This is a genomic window from Cryobacterium sp. TMT1-3, from assembly GCF_004402315.1.
Lineage (GTDB): Bacteria > Actinomycetota > Actinomycetes > Actinomycetales > Microbacteriaceae > Cryobacterium > Cryobacterium luteum.
This window is the reverse complement of sequence record NZ_SOFW01000039.1, coordinates 52186-67696: the sequence shown is the minus strand read 5'-3', so window position 1 is coordinate 67696 and position 15511 is coordinate 52186. Positions and strand designations below refer to the sequence as shown.

Genomic DNA, 15511 nt, shown 5'->3' with positions numbered 1-15511 from the left:
CACCCAAAGAAATTCTGCGACACAAAGTTGCACATTGGCGGCCCGACGTATTTGGGTTGGCCACCGTACGGGGGCACCCGGCCAGTCGGTTAAAGTGGAGAGCTGGAGAGGAACCAGCTATTGAGTGATATTGCGGGCGAATTGGCGCGGGTGCGCGAAGCCTTCGACAAACCCACCCTGCGCCTGCTCGACCGCAAATGGGCGCCGTTCGTGCTCGCGGTGTTCAAGAGTTCGTTCAGCCGTGATCGCCGCAGCGTTCCCTGCGAGTTGCTGCACACCCAGGTGGATGCCTACCTCGCCGACCTCCGCAGCACCGGCATCGACGCCCCCGAGAAAACCGGCCGGGCCCTCTGCGTGCAGTGGATGAACGACCTCTGGCTGTACCGCGAGCTCCGCGACGGCGATGAGGGAAGTGACGAGCACTACTCACTCACCAGCCACGCCCTCGAAGCCCTGCTGCTGGTCGACGGTCTCGCCGGCGATCGGGCGCTGATCAGCGAATCCCGCCTCGCCACGATCGTCGACACGGTGCGGCACCGCGCCACCGAGGCCAACCCCGATCGCGAGGAGCGGGTGCGCCGCCTCGACCAGCAGATCGATGAACTGACCAGCGAACGTGACCGCCTCGCCGACGGAGGCTTGATTGCGGCCGCCTCGAACGAACAGATGCACGAGGGCTACGCCAACCTCATCGACCTCATCGCGCAGCTGCCGAGCGACTTCAAACGCGTCGAAGAGTCGGTCGCGGCCATGCACCGACAAATCATCAACGACTTTCGCGGTGAGCAACGCCCGATCAGCGAGGTCCTCGACGACTACCTCGCCAAAACGGATGCCCTCATGTCGTCGACCGCTGAGGGTCGCGCCTTCGAGGGCGCGTTCACGCTGCTGCGCAACGACACCCTCATACAGGGGCTCAAAGCCGACCTCGAGACGATTCTGCTGCACCCGTTCGCCCTCGAACTGAGCCTGAACGAGCGCCGCAGCTTCATGAGTACCGTGACCCTGCTGCGCAAGGGCATCGACGACGTGCTGACCCAGCGCAAGGGGCTCACCACCACCCTGCGCGAGCACATCGTCAACCATGACGTGGTGAAAGACCGCGAGCTCGAACACGTGCTGCGCGATATCAACCGCGAACTGGCCACCTGGATGCTGACCGCCGGCCCGCGCTCCACGGTCACCGCCGAACTCATGCCCGGCCGACTCGAGGTCGAGCATCTGCGTGAGCGCTTCTACGACCCGGTCGCTCACCGGGGTCCGCCGGCGCTGGTCGATGTGTCCTCTGCTGCACCGGCCGGGCCGAGCCTCGGCGACCTGCGTCAGCAGGGCGGGCCGCTGCTCGAAGAACTGCGCGACGCGCTGGTGGCGGCGTTCGCGGCGGGATCCGGGGCGGCTTCCGGGGCGGGGGAGGCCGCGTCCGTTGGCAGCGCGTTCAACGCGCTCGACGCCAGCCTGCGCCGGCCGGTCGAGATTCTCGGCCTGCTGCAACTGGCCGCCCAGCTGGGCGTGCCCGCCGTTCAGCCCGGCCTTGAGAGCTTCGAAACGGTGCGACCGGATGGCTCGGTGCGGGTTTTCGACCTGCCGCGCCGCACCCTGACCAACGACGACATGGCGGCCCTGGCCGCCCAGAATTTGGGTTCCGAGCATGAATGACGACCTGACCGGCAATATGACTGACGACATGACCGACGGCGATGTGGTCGAGTACACCGGTATCGACAGCGAACCGGCGAGCCTGTCCCTGTTCGAGGGAGACGAGGGCGGGCTCAGCGCGGAGCAACGCCGCACCCTCGTGCTGCTGCTGAAGCACCGCTACATCTCGGCGGCCCTGCAGCCGGCCGAATGGCAGACCCTGCTCAAGTCGCAGAGCCTGCTCAAATCGCGCCTCAACGACGTCTTTCTCGACCTGCACGTCGACCGGCACTACGAGGTCGCGTTCAAGCGACAAGCCATCGCTGAGGGCGGCGAACGGTTTCCCACACTGTTGCACGACGTGGCCTACACCCGCGAAGAGACCATTCTGCTCGTGCTGCTGCGACAGCGTTTTCGCAGCGAACGAGCCAACGGCCAGGAGATCGTGCTGGTCGACCGCGACAACCTGGTCGAGAACGTCGCGCACTTTCGCCCCGAGTACGCCACCGACCTTTCCGGAGACGCCCGCAAGGCAGCGGCCGCGGTCGACAGCCTGGCCAAGGCGCGGGTGCTGCTGAAAACCAGTGATCCGGACCGGTTTCGCATCTCGGCGGTGATTGAGGTGCTCTTGTCGGTGGAACGCCTCGGTGAGCTGCTCGACTGGCTGCGCGAAGAAAACAGCGCTGAAAACCGCGAAGAAACCCTTTTGGAGCCCCTGGTATGAACGATTCCCCGCTGTTCTACATCGACGGCGCTACCGAGGGCACCACCCAGTGGCGGGCCGAATCGATGCAGTTGGTCAACTGGGGCGGTTTTCACGGCCACCATGAGATCGACTTTGCCCGGCAGGCCACCCTCGTCTCCGGTGCGTCCGGCACGGGCAAGAGCAGCCTGCTCGACGCCTATCTCGCTCTCATGATGCCCTCCGACACTCCGTTCAACGGGGCCTCCAACGATGCCGGCTCGGGGCGCGCCCGAAGCGTCGACCAGCGCAACCTGATGACCTACCTGCGCGGAAAGACCGACACCAACCGGGAAGCCGGCACGGGTGAACTGACCGACCAGGTGCTGCGGGGTGCGCACGAAGCCACCTGGGGAGCCGTCGCTCTCACCTTTATTGATGACAACGAACGCCGATTCACCGTGCTGCGGGCCTACTTCGTGCCGCGCGGCACCCACAAATTCGCCGACGTCACCATGAAAATGGCCACGACCGACGGGAGCCTGGACCTGCGCGACCTCGCCTCCTGCGCCGAGAGTCGGTTCGATAAACGTGCACTCAAGTCCCGGTTCGACGGCCTCGACGTGTTCGACACCTACGCGGCGTTCGCCCAGACCCTGTACACCCGGCTCGGCATCGGCGCGAACGGCGAGGGCGGTAAGGCCCTGCGCCTGCTCGCCCGCATCCAGGCCGGCCAGCAGGTCAAAACGGTCGACGGCCTGTACAAGTCGATGGTGCTCGAAGAGCCCGCGACCTTCGCCGCCGCCGACAAGGCGGTCGACCACTTCGAAGATCTCGAACGTTCCTACGGCGCCATGGTCACCGAGGCGCAGAAGGCCCAGGTGCTCGAACGCCTGCCCCAGCTCCACCAGTCCTACGAGGCCGCGACCGCCCAGGCCGACCTGGTCGACACGTTCGGGGTGCACCGGCCAGGGAACACCCCCTTCGTGCTCTGGCAGCTGATGGCCGAGCACACCCTGCTGGAGAACGCCGCCGACACCAACCGGGCCGCCCGCCGTGAGAACGAGACCGCCAGGGCCAAGGCCCGCGACACCGAAACGGCGCTGAAGACCCGGGTCGCCCAGCTGCAACAGCAGCAGCGCGATAATGGCGGCGACGTGCTCGAACGGCTGCAGGCCGAACTCGTGCAGCTGGGCGAGCAGCACGACCAGGTGGCTCGTGAGCGCACTGCTTTCGATGCCCGGGTGCGTTCGCTGGCGGCGTCGATCGATTCCGCGCCGATCGATTCCGCCGCGGCGTTTGCAGCCGCCCAGCAGGGCGCTGACCTGTTTGCTACCGGGTTCACGGCCGCCGAGACGGCACTGGAAGCGACTCGCTCGGCGCTGCAACGTGAGTTATACCCGGTGGAGGAGGGCATCCGCTCACTCAAGCAGGAACGGGTGTTTTTGACCGGGCGGGAGAGCCTGGTGCCGTTCGCCCTGCACAACGCCCGGCTGATGATCGCCGAGGCCGCGGCAATTCCGCCCGAGGAACTGCCGTTCCTGGCCGAATTGATCGACCTCGCCGCCGGCGAGGAGCAGTGGCGGCAGGCCGCAGAGGTGACCCTGGCGTCGGTCGTACGGGTGCTGCTCGTCGATGAAACCCGGCTCGCGCAGCTGAGCGCGGCGATCGATCCGCTGCAGCTGCCGCTGCGCATCCACTTCGAGGGCGTGGCGCTGCAGCCGCACCAGCACCGCGCCGGAGACTCCCGCTACGTGTCGGGCAAGCTCGACGTGAAAAACTCGCCGTTCAGCAGCTGGGTGCAGGCGCGCCTCAGGTCATCGAACCTCGACGCCCTGTGTGTGCCCGGCCCGTCCGACCTGGGGGGCCCGGCTGAATCCGGTTGGTCCGGCGCACGGGTGACCCCGAGCGGGCAGACCCGCAACGGTTCCCGCGGCGCGCACGGTGCGAACGCGGGCCAGAAATCGATCATTGGGTTTTCCAGCCGCGCCCGACTCGACGACATTGCGGCGGAGTTGAGTGCGCAGGCGCTGGTGGCCGACGCTGCCGCGGGGCGGGCATCCGCTATTGCCGAGCAACTCGGTGAGCTGCGGGGGCGTCAAGCCGCTCACCAGCACATTCTCGACACCGACTGGTCATCAATCGACGTTGCAGCCGCCGCGGCACGCATTCTCGCGAAGCAGTCCGAACAAGAGCGGATGCTGGCCGGCAGCGACATCCTGCGAGCCCTCAGTGACGAAGAGGGCCGGTTCCTGCTGGAACTCGACGCCGCCCAGAAGCTCAAGCACCTGACCGAGCAGACCGGCGCGGCGCTGGGTGACGAGCAGGGCGCCCTTGTCGACGCGCAGGACACGGTGACCGACCGGCTCGAGCAGATTGAACGGGGTGCGACTCTGACCCTGTCCGAGGAGCATTCCGCACACCTCAGTGAGCAGTTCGCACTCGTCACCGACCAGAACGATCTCGCCGGCTTTCCCGGCGGCCTGAAGCGCCTGCGTGAAAGACTCATCGCCCAATCGGCGCAGGATCGGGGCCTCGCCGCACGCGACCGAGCCACCATGATCGGCATCTTCGAGAGCTACCAGGCCCGCTGGCCCGACCCGAACATCGGCGTCGCGCTTGAATCGGTCACGAGCTATACCGACATCCTCGATGCCATCCGCACCCTCGGCTTGTCGGAGCGGCGTCAGGAATGGAAACGTCATCTGGAAACGTGGAGCGGGCAGGACCTCGTGCCGCTCACCGGCGCGTTCAACACGGCGATCGAGGAGATCGAAGACCGCCTGCGGCCAATCAATGAAATCCTCGCAACACTTCCGTTCGGTGCGACCCGCGACCGCTTGCAAATTTCGCTGCGCCGCCTGCACCGCGATGACGCGACCGCGTTTCGCAAGGAGCTCAGGGCGCTCTCCTCGGGGTCGACGAAACAGCTCACCGACGATGAAACGGAAGACCGGTTCACCCGGCTGCAGCAGTTCATGATTCTGATCCGTCGACCCGACGGCCTGACCGGTTCCAGTACCGCGCAGCGCGAGCTGCTGCTCGACGTGCGCGCTCACGTGGAGATCACCGCGGTGCGGGTGACGCCGGAGGGCGTGGAAGTCAGCACCTACTCCTCGCTCGGCGGTAAGAGCGGTGGCGAGTCGCAGGAACTCGTGGCGTTCGTCGTCGGTGCAGCCCTGCGCTTTCAGCTCGGCGATGAAAGCCGCACTCGGCCGCGCTTCGCCCCAGTGTTCCTCGACGAGGGCTTCGTGAAATCCGACGCCGAGTTCGCCGGCCGGGCCGTCGCCGCGTGGAAGGGGCTCGGCTTTCAGCTCATCGTCGGCGCGCCCCTCGACAAGGTCACCGCGCTCGAGCCACACATGCAGCTCGTGCTGTCGATCACCAAGAACACCGCCAGCGGCTACTCCTACATCACGCCGTTGGCGTCGCCGCAAGCCGCGGCTTAGCGGTACTTAGCAGGAGTAGATGGTCGCGACATCCGCACCTGGCGGGGACGCCGCCTCCGCTTAGCGCAGGCTGTCCTACATAGCGATGGCAGACCCCCGTCTCTAGCATCGACGTAGAGACGCACGTTTGATCTGAAGAACCTGCGCCGAGACGACTTACCTGTGGAGATAACCATGCTTGACACATTTTTCGGTCTGCCCATGCATCCGCTTATCGTGCACGCGACCGAGGTCGTGGTTCCGACCGCGGCGCTGATCCTGCTTTTGGCAGCATTCTGGCCGCGCTTTCGCCGTTGGGCCAAGCTCCTGCCGCTCGGGCTGACCCTGGCTGCGCTCGTGCTCGTGCCGTTGTCGACCGAATCGGGGGAGGCCCTGGAAGAACGGGTTTCCGAGAGCGCCCTCATTGAAACTCACGCTGACCTGGCCGAAGGAATGCTGCCCTGGGTGATCGGAATGGTCCTCATCGCCGCGGTGCTGTTCTGGTGGAACCTCAAGAAGGCACCAACGACCCGTGCGCCGCAGTGGGTTGCCATCGCCATCGCCGTTGCGGCGCTTGGGGCTTCGTCGGGCACAATGGTGCAGGCCATCCTGATCGGTCACAGCGGGGCGACTGCAGTGTGGTCCGAAGACATGGGCACTCCAGCCCAATAGTGGTGGCGCCGGCCCTGCTGCGGGGTCGTTGCCGGGTGTGCCTACCAGCTGTCGCGGTGCACTGGCCTGGGCGTACCATGTCTGTGTGTCGGACTTCAGATCTTCTGGCCGACCGGAGCACCCCACCGACCGGCGTTTGGGACTGGAGCAGAATCGTGACCAGCACGCGGCGCCTCCACCGTAATCCCAGCTTTCGTAACCCCACCTTTCTCTCCACCTGGCTGCTCTGGCTGATCGGGTTCCTTGCTTTTCCGATAGCGGGCCTGGCGGGCACGGCGGTCGGTGGGCGGGTCAGCAATCCCGTGTCGGCGCTGATCGGCGGCGCGGTCTGCGGGGTCGTCATCGGCGTCGGACAGGTGCTGGTCAGTCGGCGTCGTCTCGATCCGCTGATCTGGATTCCCCTGACCGGGATCGGCATGGGCCTCGGGCTGCTGTTCGGCTCGACCGTCGTCAACTATCGCACGACGTTGGTCGAGCTGGCCCTGATGGGAGCGATCACCGGACTCGTGCTCGGTGCGGCTCAGGCTGTCGCGCTACCGCACCGCGCCCGGCGACGGTGGTTGTGGTCCATCGGCGTGGCCGCGCTGTGGGCGCTCGGCTGGACGCTGACGACGCTGGCCGGGGGCGACGTCGACGCACAGTCCACGAATTTCGGCGCGATCGGAGCAATGGCCTTCACCGCCCTGTCCGGGCTCCTCCTGCACGTCCTGCTACCGTTTCACCCCACGTCGGGCATGTGGTTGCGCTCAAGCCCCGTCACTACTTCGCTCTAGGCGTCGCACCCGATTCACGGTGCCGGCTGCCGCGCCAGGCTCGCCAGGCACCAGTGGACCACAGTGCCCACAGTACGAGCAGTGGTTGAAAGGCGAGGCGGATGCCCCGAGACAGATCCGAGTTCAACCCGAACGAGTCGGTCGCCGAGACGAATTGCGAGATGTTGCCGGGAAAGATGGCCACGAAGAATGCGGCCACGGTCCAGCCGACAGCCACCCGCCACCGCTGCAGCGCGACGAGTGCGAGTCCAAGGGTGATTTCGGCGATTCCGGAGAGTACGACGACGAGGTCCGAGTCGAGGGGCACCCAGGAGGGAACCTGCGCCTGAAATGCCTCCCGATTGAAGGTGAGATGGCTGATTCCGGCCAGCAGCAGGAAGCCCCCGAGGGCCAGCCGCCCCAGCAGTCGCGGCACAGAACGACGTGCGTTCGTCGCTGCCTCGGAAAGTTGATCAGGAGTCATTGCAACGAGTGTAGTCGTCGACGGGTTTGCGGCGATGACGCTAAAATTGCAAGCGTGACGTCACGCGGGAACGATCCCGCGCGTCCACGAGTTCCGCTTCGGCCGGGTCGACTGGTCGGAGGCGCCGAGCAACCGTGGAGACATCATGACTACCGAATCAACCGTCACATCGGTCGCCACGGAGGCGCCCGGCCGACGCACTGTGATCGTCAAGGTCGCAGCGATCCTTCTCGTCACGCTCGCGATCTATCTGGTGCCGCCGCCCGACGGCGTCGACGCTCGCGGCATGCACATGCTGGCGATCTTCGTCGGCACAATTTTGGGGCTGATCCTGCAGCCGCTGCCCACGCCATCCGTTGCGCTGCTCGGGCTGGCGCTGGCCATGATCACAGGCACCATGGACCCGGCCACCGAGGCGCTCAAGGGTTTCTCCAACCCCACGATCTGGCTGATCGTGGCCGCCTTCTTCATCGCTGAGGGATTTCTGCTCACCGGCCTCGGCCGCCGCATCGCCCTGTGGTTCATTTCCAAGCTCGGCGCTTCCAGCCTCGGACTGAGCTACGGCCTGGCCCTGACCGACCTCGTCCTCGCTCCGGCGACGCCGTCGAACACGGCCCGCAATGGGGGAGTGCTCTACCCGATCATCGCCTCGCTCAGTCGCGAGCAGGGGTCGACGCCCGACACCGACGCTTCGAGGCGCAAGCTCGGCTCCTATCTGGCCTTCACCTCGGTGCAGGTCAACGCCGTCACCTCGGCGATGTTCATCACCGCCATGGCCGGCAACCCCATCGCCCAGCAGGCCGCGATCGATCTCGGCATCGACGTGACCTGGGGCAACTGGGCGCTTGCCGCCCTCGTTCCCGGGCTGCTCAGCCTCGTTGCCGTGCCCTGGGTGATGTCCAAGGTCTACGGCCCGACGATCACCAAAACGCCCGAAGCGCCCGCCTATGCTCGTAAAGAACTGGCCGAAATGGGACGGATGTCGCGCGGCGAGCTGGTCATGACCGGCACCTTCGTACTGCTGCTCGTGCTCTGGGTGCTCGGGAGTATGCTCGGCATCAGCGCGACGGCCGCGGCTTTCGTGGGCATCGGCATCCTCTTGGTCACCCGCGTGCTGACCTGGAAGGACATGGCCGAGAACGTCTCAGCCTGGAGCACGCTGATCTTCTTCTCCGTGCTCGTCGGCATGGCCGACCAACTCAACGCGCTTGGCGTCATCGGCTGGATCGGCGACGCCGTAGCCGTCGCCGTGGGAGGCATGCCGTGGATGCTCGCCTTCGCTATTCTCACCCTCGCCTACTTCTACGCGCACTACTTCTTCGCGTCGAACACGGCGCAGATTGTGGCGATGTACGCGATCTTCCTCGGCGCAGCCATCGCGTCCGGCGCCCCGCCGATGTTCGCCGCGCTGACGCTCGGCTTCATCGGCAACCTGTTCGGAGCGATCACGCACTACGCCTCGGGCCCGGCCGGAGTCATCTACGGTTCCGGCTACGTCAAGACCTCGGAGTGGTTCCGGGTGGGGTTCATCATGAGCGTCGTGCTGATCGCCATCTGGACGGTCTCGGCAAGCCTGTGGATGAAGGTGCTCGGGCTCTGGTGAAACGTTTACGACGCCTTGCCGCGCAGCACCGAGCGTAGCTTTTCGCGGTTGAGGCCGGCGATCGCCGTCAACGGGATGCCGGCCGGGCAGACCTCCACGCATTCCCCGATGACCGAGCAGGGTCCGAACTCTTCATCCATCGCCTCGGTCATGCCGACGGCGCGCTGGCCTCGCTCCTGACGGGTCGTCGGCAGCAGGGTGAGGTGCATGAGCTTGGCGCCCGTGAACAGGCTCGCCGAGCCGTTCGGGCAGGCGGCGACGCAGGCCCCGCAGCCGATGCAGGCCGCGAAATCGAGGGCGGCTTCTGCCGTTTCGTGGCTGACCTGGTGGGCGTCGGCATCCGTTGCCGTGCCGGCGTCGATCGAGACGTACCCGCCGCCCTCGATGATGCGGTCGAGTCCGGATCGGTCGACGGCGAGGTCCCGCACCACGGGAAAAGCGCCGGAGCGAAAGGGCTCGAGCGTGACGGTGCTGCCGTCGGTGAAGCTGCGCAGGTGCTGCCGGCACGACGGGGTGTTCGCGATCGGTCCGTGCGGAACGCCGTCGACGGTCACGCCGCAGGAGCCGCAGATTCCCTCGCGGCAGTCGGAGTCGAACGAGACCGGCACCTGGCCGGTCTCGACGAGCGTGTCGTTGAGTTTGTCGAGGGCTTCGAGCAGGGTGAACTCCTCGCCCGCACCGTCGAGCGAGTAGCTTTCGAACCGGCCGGCCGCCTGCGCCGAATCCTGGCGCCAAATTTTCAGGGTGAGCTTCACGAGGTCTTGTAGTTCCTTGTCTCCGGCTGAACCGATTCGAAGTGCAGGGGTTCCTGATGGCGTCGGTACGAGCCGGTCGCCCCACGTTCCCAGGCCGAGACGAACGACCAGTTCTCGTCGTCCCGGGCGGCCTCGCCGTCGCCGAGCTGGTGCTCGATGCGAAAGTGTGCGCCGCAGGATTCGTCGCGGTCGAGCGCGTCGATGCACATCAACTCGGCCAGGTCGATGAAGTCGGCCACCCGTCCGGCGCGTTCGAGCTCCTGGTTGAAGCCGTCGGCACTGCCCGCGACGCGGAGGTCGTTGCGAAAATCGCTGCGCAGCTCCCGAATCAAGCGGATGCCCTCCGCCAGCCCCGCCGCCGACCGGCTGACCCCGCAGTGCGCGTACAAAATCTCACCCAGCCGCCGATGGAATCGGTCGGGTCCCTGCGTGCCCGGCGACGCGGCCAGCGTCTCGACGCCGGCCCGCGTTTCGGAGACCGCACGCAGAACCATCGGATCGTCGTCGGCGAGAACCGGGGTGCCGAGCAGTGGCGCCAGATAGTTGGGAATGGAGTACGGCAGGGTGAACCAGCCGTCGACGTTGGCGGAGAGCAGCGAGTTCGCTCCGAGCCGGTTGGCGCCGTGGTAAGCCCAGCCGGCTTCGCCGCCCACGAACAGGCCGGGGATGCTGGTCATGAGGTCGTAGTCCGACCACAGCCCGCCCATCGCGAAGTGCGCGCCCGGCGCGATGCGCATCGGTACGTCATAGGGGCTGTCGCCAGTGGCGTCGGCGTACATCTCGAACAGGTTGCCGTAGCGTTCGGCGAGCACTGGGCGGCCGAGGCGGGCCAGCGGGTCGCGAAAGTCGAGGTAGACGCTGTTTCGCAGGGGCCCCACGCCGCGACCGGCTTCGATCTCATCGCGGGCGGCGCGACTGGCTACATCGCGCGGGGCGAGATTGCCGTAGGCGGGATAGCGGCGTTCGAGGTAGTAGTCGCGTTCGGCTTCGGGAATGTCGTTCGCCGCGCGCGAGTCATTCGGCTGCACCGGAACCCAGATGCGGCCGTCGTTGCGCAGCGATTCGCTCATCAGGATGGTCTTGGATTGCCAGTCCGAGCCGAGCGGCAGCGCCGTCGGGTGAAACTGCAAGAACGATGGCGACGCGAACAGGGCCCCGCGGCGGTGCGCGCGCCAGGCGGCCGAAACGTTCGAGTTCTTGGCGAGGGTGGACTTGAAGAAGGCGTTGCCGTAACCGCCGGTCGCGAGCACGACCGCGTGGCCGGTTTGCGACCAGATGCGGCCGGTGATCAGGTCGCGCACGACGATGCCGCGGGCGGCACCGCCCGTGCCCGCGCTGTCCGCGGCATCGTCGTCGACGATGAGGTCGAGCATCTCGCTGCGGGTGTGCAGCGTGACGGTGCCGGCGGCGACTTGACGCAGCAGTGCCTGCGAGGCGGCGACTTCGAGCTGCTGCCCGGTCTGCCCGCGGGTGTAATAGGTGCGTGACACCTGCACGCCGCCGAAGGAACGGGTGGCCAGCTGGCCGCCGTACTCCCGGGCGAACGGGGCGCCGATGGCGTCGAGGTGGTCGATCACGCGCACGCTTTCCTCGGCGAGGCGCCAGCAGTCGGCCTCGCGGGCGCGAAAGTCGCCGCCCTTGACGGTGTCTTTCACGAAACGGGCGAGGCTGTCGTTGTCGACCTTGCGGGCGCGGGCCGCGTTGATGCCGCCCTGAGCGGCCACGCTGTGCGCGCGGCGGGGCGAGTCGTGAAAGGTGAAGGCGTGCACGTCGTAGCCCTGCTCGCCGAGGGCGGCCGCGCAGGCCGCTCCGGCGAGTCCGGTGCCCACCACGATGATCCGGAATTTTCGTCGGTTCAGCGGCGAGACGAGCTTGTAGTGCAGCTTGCGTTCCGCCCAGGCGTCTGGTCCGCTCTGCGTTGGCTGGCCGCCGGAGATCGCGTCGCCGATCGTGCGAACGTCGTCCGGCGTGAGAGCCGGCGTGAGAGCCGGCGTGAGAGCCGGTGCAGCGGCACCCGTTGGGCGTGGAGCGGTCATTTCAGTACTCCGATCAGCACGAAAATGGGGATCGAAATATTGCCGAGCATGATCACCAGGGCCACGACGCCAGAGACGACGACGGCCACCTGGCGAAATCGCCGGCCGGTCGCGCCGAGGTCATTGGCTGCGGCCCAGAGGCCGTGGGCCACGTGCAGGCCGAGCACGATCATGGCGAGAGCGTAGAACAGACCGGCCAGCGGGCGTTGAAAGCTGGCCACGAGATTTTCGTAGGCGTGACTCGTGTTCACGGTCGCCGCTTCGAACCCCCCGCTCGCGGCTGGCGCGGTGCCGGTGGTCAGGTCGAGCACGTGAAAGATCACGAAGAACAGCAGCACGAGGCCGGTCACCGGCATGGTGCGTGCTGTGAAAGAACGCCACCCCGCGTGTCGTCGGCGTACCGGGCCGCGGGCGACACGGGCGCGACGCCAGAGCAGCGCCGCGCAGGCGACGTGCCCGGCGAGGCTGGCGAGCAGGGCGAGGCGCAGTACCCAGAGCAATCCCTCGTAAGGGAGTACCGGTTCGAACGCCTCCCGCAGCCAGTGAGCGTAATCGTTGAAATGTTCGGCGCCCAGGTACACCTTGAGGTTGCCGACCATGTGCACGAGCACGAACGCCGAGAAGATCAGGCCGGTGAGGGCCATGACCGTTTTGCAGACGAAGTTGGAGAGCAGTGGCCTCCGCGCTGTCGTGCGTGCCCTGCTGCTCATCCGCGCCCCCAACCAAAGTCAGGCGAACGTCGAATGCGGCCGGCTCCTGACTGTGTTCAGTGTACCGACGCTCTTATCGGGGTAGACGGCGTGTTGCGTGCACAGATGACCGGATGAGGCCGGCCTGCCCTACCGACCGAGCAGGCGGGCGAAGAATCCGCCGGTGGATTTCTCCTTTACGTGACCCTCACAACGCTGGTTGCGCGGCACGCCCTTCATGACCTGGTCGACGTGCTGGCCGCACCCGGCCCAGGTGGTCTTCTGACAGGTCTTGCAGGTGATGGCTCTGCACATTTTGGGTGCCTTTCGTTGGGGAGGAGTCCCCAGACTATACCCATGGGGGTATAAAAGAGATTCCTGTCGCACCGGATGCTCCCGCTCCAGTCGGTGTATCGTGCCAGCGACGAGCGCGCGGCCGGCACCAGAGCAACGGAGATCAGAATGAGTAGTGAACCCCCGATCAAAGACGTCACCGATGATGACATCGAGGTCACTCATTCCAAGGCCTGGGCCGCCGGCGTGCCCGGGGTGCTGCACTCCATGGACCCGGCGCTCACCCAGATGGGTGCCCTGCGGGGGATGCGCGCCCTGCTGTCGATGAACCAGAAAGACGGTTTCGACTGCATGAGCTGCGCCTGGCCCGACCCGGGCACGCGCAAAGCCTTCGAATTCTGTGAGAACGGCGCCAAGGCCGTCACCTGGGAGGCGACCCCGATCACCATCCCGACCAGTTTCTGGGCCGAGCATTCGCTTGCCGACCTGCGGGAGAAGAGCGAATACTGGCTCGGTATGCAGGGCCGGCTGGTCGAACCTGTCTACAAGCCGGCCGGCAGCGAGCACTACCAGCCGGTCAGCTGGCCAGAGGCCTTTCGCGTGATCGCCGCCCAGCTCAACGGGCTCGACTCGCCCGACCAGGCCGCCTTCTACACCAGCGGTCGCGCCTCCAACGAGGCCGCCTTCGCCTACCAACTGTTCGTGCGGGCCTACGGCACCAACAACCTGCCGGACTGTTCTAATATGTGTCACGAATCCACCGGCTGGGCCATGGGCCAGACCGTGGGCATCGGCAAGAGCACGGTCAGCTACGACGACTTCGCGAAGGCCGACCTGATCATCATCATGGGGCAAAACCCTGGCACCAATCACCCGCGCATGCTTACCGCGCTTGAAGAAGCCAAGGACGCCGGCGCCCGGATCGTCGCCGTCAATCCGCTGCCGGAGGCGGGCCTGCGCCGCTATAAGAACCCGCAGCGGGTGCGCGGAATCATCGGCCACGGCACCGACATTGCCGACCAGTTTCTGCAGATTCGCATCGGCGGCGACATGGCCCTGCTACAGGCCGTCTCCAAACGGGTGCTTGACGCCGAGGCTGCCGCGCCGGGAACCGTGCTCGACCAGTCCTTTCTCGACGAACACTGCCAGGGGCTGCCCGAGTTGCGGCAGCATCTGGCCGCCCTCGACGAGCGGATGGTGCTGGCCGCGACGGGACTGCGCGCGGCCCAGATCGACGAACTTGCGCAGCGATACATCAACGCCGATCGCGTGATCATCACCTGGGCGATGGGGCTGACGCAGCAGAAGAAGGGAGTCGAGACCATCAAGGAAATCATCAACCTGCTGCTGTTGCGCGGCAACATCGGCAAGCCCGGTGCCGGGGCCTCCCCGATCCGCGGCCACAGCAACGTGCAGGGCGACCGCACCATGGGCATCTGGGAACAGATGCCGCCGGCCTTCCTCGACGCCCTGCAGGCCGAGTTCGGCTTCGACCCGCCCCGCGAGCACGGCGTCGATTCCGTCGACGGGGTGCGCGCCATGCGCGACGGGTCGATGAAGGTGTGGCTCGGGCTCGGCGGCAACTTCGTCGCCGCCATGAGTGACACCGGCATTGCCGAGGCCGCCATGACGCGCACCGAGATGAGTGTGCAGATCTCGACCAAGCTCAATCGTTCGCATGCCGTGACCGGCGCAGAAGCCCTCATCCTGCCGACCCTGGGGCGCACCGAAATCGACCACCAGGCCAGCGGGGAGCAGTTCGTCTCGGTGGAGGATTCCGTCTGCGCGGTGCACCCGTCGTGGGGCAAGCTCAAGCCGGTGTCACCGAATCTGCTCTCCGAGGTCGCGATCATCGCCCGGCTGGCCCAGGCCGTGCTGAAAAACAAGGTTGCTGTCGACTGGGCCGGTTTCGAAGCCGACTACGACCGCATCCGCGATCACATCGCCAATGTGGTCGGCGGCTGCGAGAACTACAACGAACGCATCCGCCAGGAGGGCGGGTTCGTGCTGCCGAATGGCCCACGCGACTCCCGCACCTTCAACACCCCCACCGGCAAAGCCATGCTGACCACGAATACGCTCGAGCACCTCGAGGTACCGCCCGGGCGACTGGTGCTGCAAACCCTGCGCAGCCACGATCAGTTCAACACCACCATCTACGGGCTCGACGACCGCTACCGTGGGATCAAGAAGGGCCGGCACGTGGTCTTCATCAACAAGAAGGACCTCATCGCCCTCGGGTTTTCCGACGGGGATCTGGTCGATGTGCACAGCGAGTTCAGCGACAACGTCGACCGGGTCTTGCGGGGCTATCGGCTGGTGGCCTATCCGACGCCGCGCGGCTGCGCCGCCGCGTACTATCCGGAGGCGAACGTGCTCGTGCCGCTCGACAGCGTCGCGGACGGCAGTAACACGCCGGTATCGAAGGCCGTCATCATTCGATTGGAGCGTGCGGCTGCCTGATCGGCTGAGACAATGCGC

General features: G+C 66.3%; 12 protein-coding genes. 7 read left to right on the top strand and 5 right to left on the bottom strand.

Features of this window, described 5'->3' with window-relative positions:
• The first annotated feature begins 120 nt into the window (after positions 1-120).
• The 5 genes from E3O25_RS13930 (at position 121) to E3O25_RS13910 (ending at position 7190) form a co-directional block, all read left to right on the top strand.
• Complete coding sequence (locus tag E3O25_RS13930; RefSeq protein WP_166787687.1) at positions 121-1656, top strand: DUF3375 family protein; 1536 nt, start codon at positions 121-123, stop codon at positions 1654-1656.
• On the top strand, positions 1649-2359 hold the full coding sequence (locus tag E3O25_RS13925; RefSeq protein WP_092111336.1) for a DUF4194 domain-containing protein: 711 nt from the start codon (positions 1649-1651) through the stop codon (positions 2357-2359). Before E3O25_RS13930 ends, E3O25_RS13925 begins: the two co-directional genes overlap by 8 nt.
• Entirely contained in the window at positions 2356-5766 is a 3411-nt protein-coding gene (locus E3O25_RS13920; RefSeq protein WP_134361424.1) for an ATP-binding protein, read from the top strand. The genes E3O25_RS13925 and E3O25_RS13920 overlap by 4 nt, the downstream gene beginning before the upstream one ends.
• 174 nt (positions 5767-5940) lie before the next feature.
• Positions 5941-6417: a DUF2231 domain-containing protein gene (locus E3O25_RS13915; protein WP_198410991.1), complete on the top strand. Its 477-nt coding sequence runs from the start codon at positions 5941-5943 to the stop codon at positions 6415-6417.
• Positions 6418-6572: 155 nt separating this feature from the next.
• Positions 6573-7190 (top strand): hypothetical protein, encoded by a 618-nt coding sequence (locus E3O25_RS13910; RefSeq protein ID WP_092111330.1) that lies wholly within the window; start codon positions 6573-6575, stop codon positions 7188-7190.
• Here E3O25_RS13910 and E3O25_RS13905 read toward each other — a convergent pair.
• The gene (locus E3O25_RS13905; RefSeq protein ID WP_092111328.1) at positions 7177-7653 is read right to left on the bottom strand and encodes a DoxX family membrane protein; all 477 of its coding nucleotides are present in this window, start codon (positions 7651-7653) and stop codon (positions 7177-7179) included. The two genes, E3O25_RS13910 and E3O25_RS13905, sit on opposite strands and share 14 nt — an antisense overlap.
• A gap of 145 nt (positions 7654-7798) precedes the next feature.
• On the opposite strand from E3O25_RS13905, the gene E3O25_RS13900 reads away from it, so the two are divergent.
• Entirely contained in the window at positions 7799-9256 is a 1458-nt protein-coding gene (locus E3O25_RS13900) for a DASS family sodium-coupled anion symporter (RefSeq protein ID WP_134361423.1), read from the top strand.
• A 5-nt stretch (positions 9257-9261) separates the two neighbouring features.
• Here the strand turns inward: E3O25_RS13900 and E3O25_RS13895 are convergent, their stop codons facing one another.
• The 4 genes from E3O25_RS13895 to E3O25_RS17025 form a co-directional block, all read right to left on the bottom strand.
• The gene (locus E3O25_RS13895) at positions 9262-10011 is read right to left on the bottom strand and encodes a succinate dehydrogenase/fumarate reductase iron-sulfur subunit (RefSeq protein ID WP_092111319.1); all 750 of its coding nucleotides are present in this window, start codon (positions 10009-10011) and stop codon (positions 9262-9264) included.
• Positions 10008-12047, bottom strand: coding sequence for a fumarate reductase/succinate dehydrogenase flavoprotein subunit (locus tag E3O25_RS13890; protein WP_134361422.1), 2040 nt, complete (start codon positions 12045-12047; stop codon positions 10008-10010). The genes E3O25_RS13895 and E3O25_RS13890 overlap by 4 nt, the downstream gene beginning before the upstream one ends.
• Complete coding sequence (locus E3O25_RS13885) at positions 12044-12757, bottom strand: succinate dehydrogenase cytochrome b subunit (RefSeq protein WP_134361421.1); 714 nt, start codon at positions 12755-12757, stop codon at positions 12044-12046. Before E3O25_RS13885 ends, E3O25_RS13890 begins: the two co-directional genes overlap by 4 nt.
• 129 nt (positions 12758-12886) lie before the next feature.
• The gene (locus E3O25_RS17025; RefSeq protein WP_092111313.1) at positions 12887-13051 is read right to left on the bottom strand and encodes a hypothetical protein; all 165 of its coding nucleotides are present in this window, start codon (positions 13049-13051) and stop codon (positions 12887-12889) included.
• 147 nt (positions 13052-13198) lie between these two features.
• On the opposite strand from E3O25_RS17025, the gene E3O25_RS13880 reads away from it, so the two are divergent.
• Positions 13199-15493 (top strand): FdhF/YdeP family oxidoreductase, encoded by a 2295-nt coding sequence (locus E3O25_RS13880; RefSeq protein ID WP_092111311.1) that lies wholly within the window; start codon positions 13199-13201, stop codon positions 15491-15493.
• Positions 15494-15511: the final 18 nt, after the last annotated feature.

Bases quoted from the DNA above. Each gene is read 5' to 3' on its own strand.
- E3O25_RS13885 (WP_134361421.1), bottom strand. From the start codon at position 12,757: ATGAGCAGCAGGGCACGCACGACAGCGCGGAGGCCACTGCTCTCCAAC.
- E3O25_RS17025 (WP_092111313.1), bottom strand. From the start codon at position 13,051: ATGTGCAGAGCCATCACCTGCAAGACCTGTCAGAAGACCACCTGGGCC.
- E3O25_RS13925 (WP_092111336.1), top strand. From the start codon at position 1,649: ATGAATGACGACCTGACCGGCAATATGACTGACGACATGACCGACGGC.
- E3O25_RS13890 (WP_134361422.1), bottom strand. From the start codon at position 12,047: ATGACCGCTCCACGCCCAACGGGTGCCGCTGCACCGGCTCTCACGCCG.
- E3O25_RS13880 (WP_092111311.1), top strand. From the start codon at position 13,199: ATGAGTAGTGAACCCCCGATCAAAGACGTCACCGATGATGACATCGAG.
- E3O25_RS13920 (WP_134361424.1), top strand. From the start codon at position 2,356: ATGAACGATTCCCCGCTGTTCTACATCGACGGCGCTACCGAGGGCACC.
- E3O25_RS13900 (WP_134361423.1), top strand. From the start codon at position 7,799: ATGACTACCGAATCAACCGTCACATCGGTCGCCACGGAGGCGCCCGGC.
- E3O25_RS13905 (WP_092111328.1), bottom strand. From the start codon at position 7,653: ATGACTCCTGATCAACTTTCCGAGGCAGCGACGAACGCACGTCGTTCT.
- E3O25_RS13915 (WP_198410991.1), top strand. From the start codon at position 5,941: ATGCTTGACACATTTTTCGGTCTGCCCATGCATCCGCTTATCGTGCAC.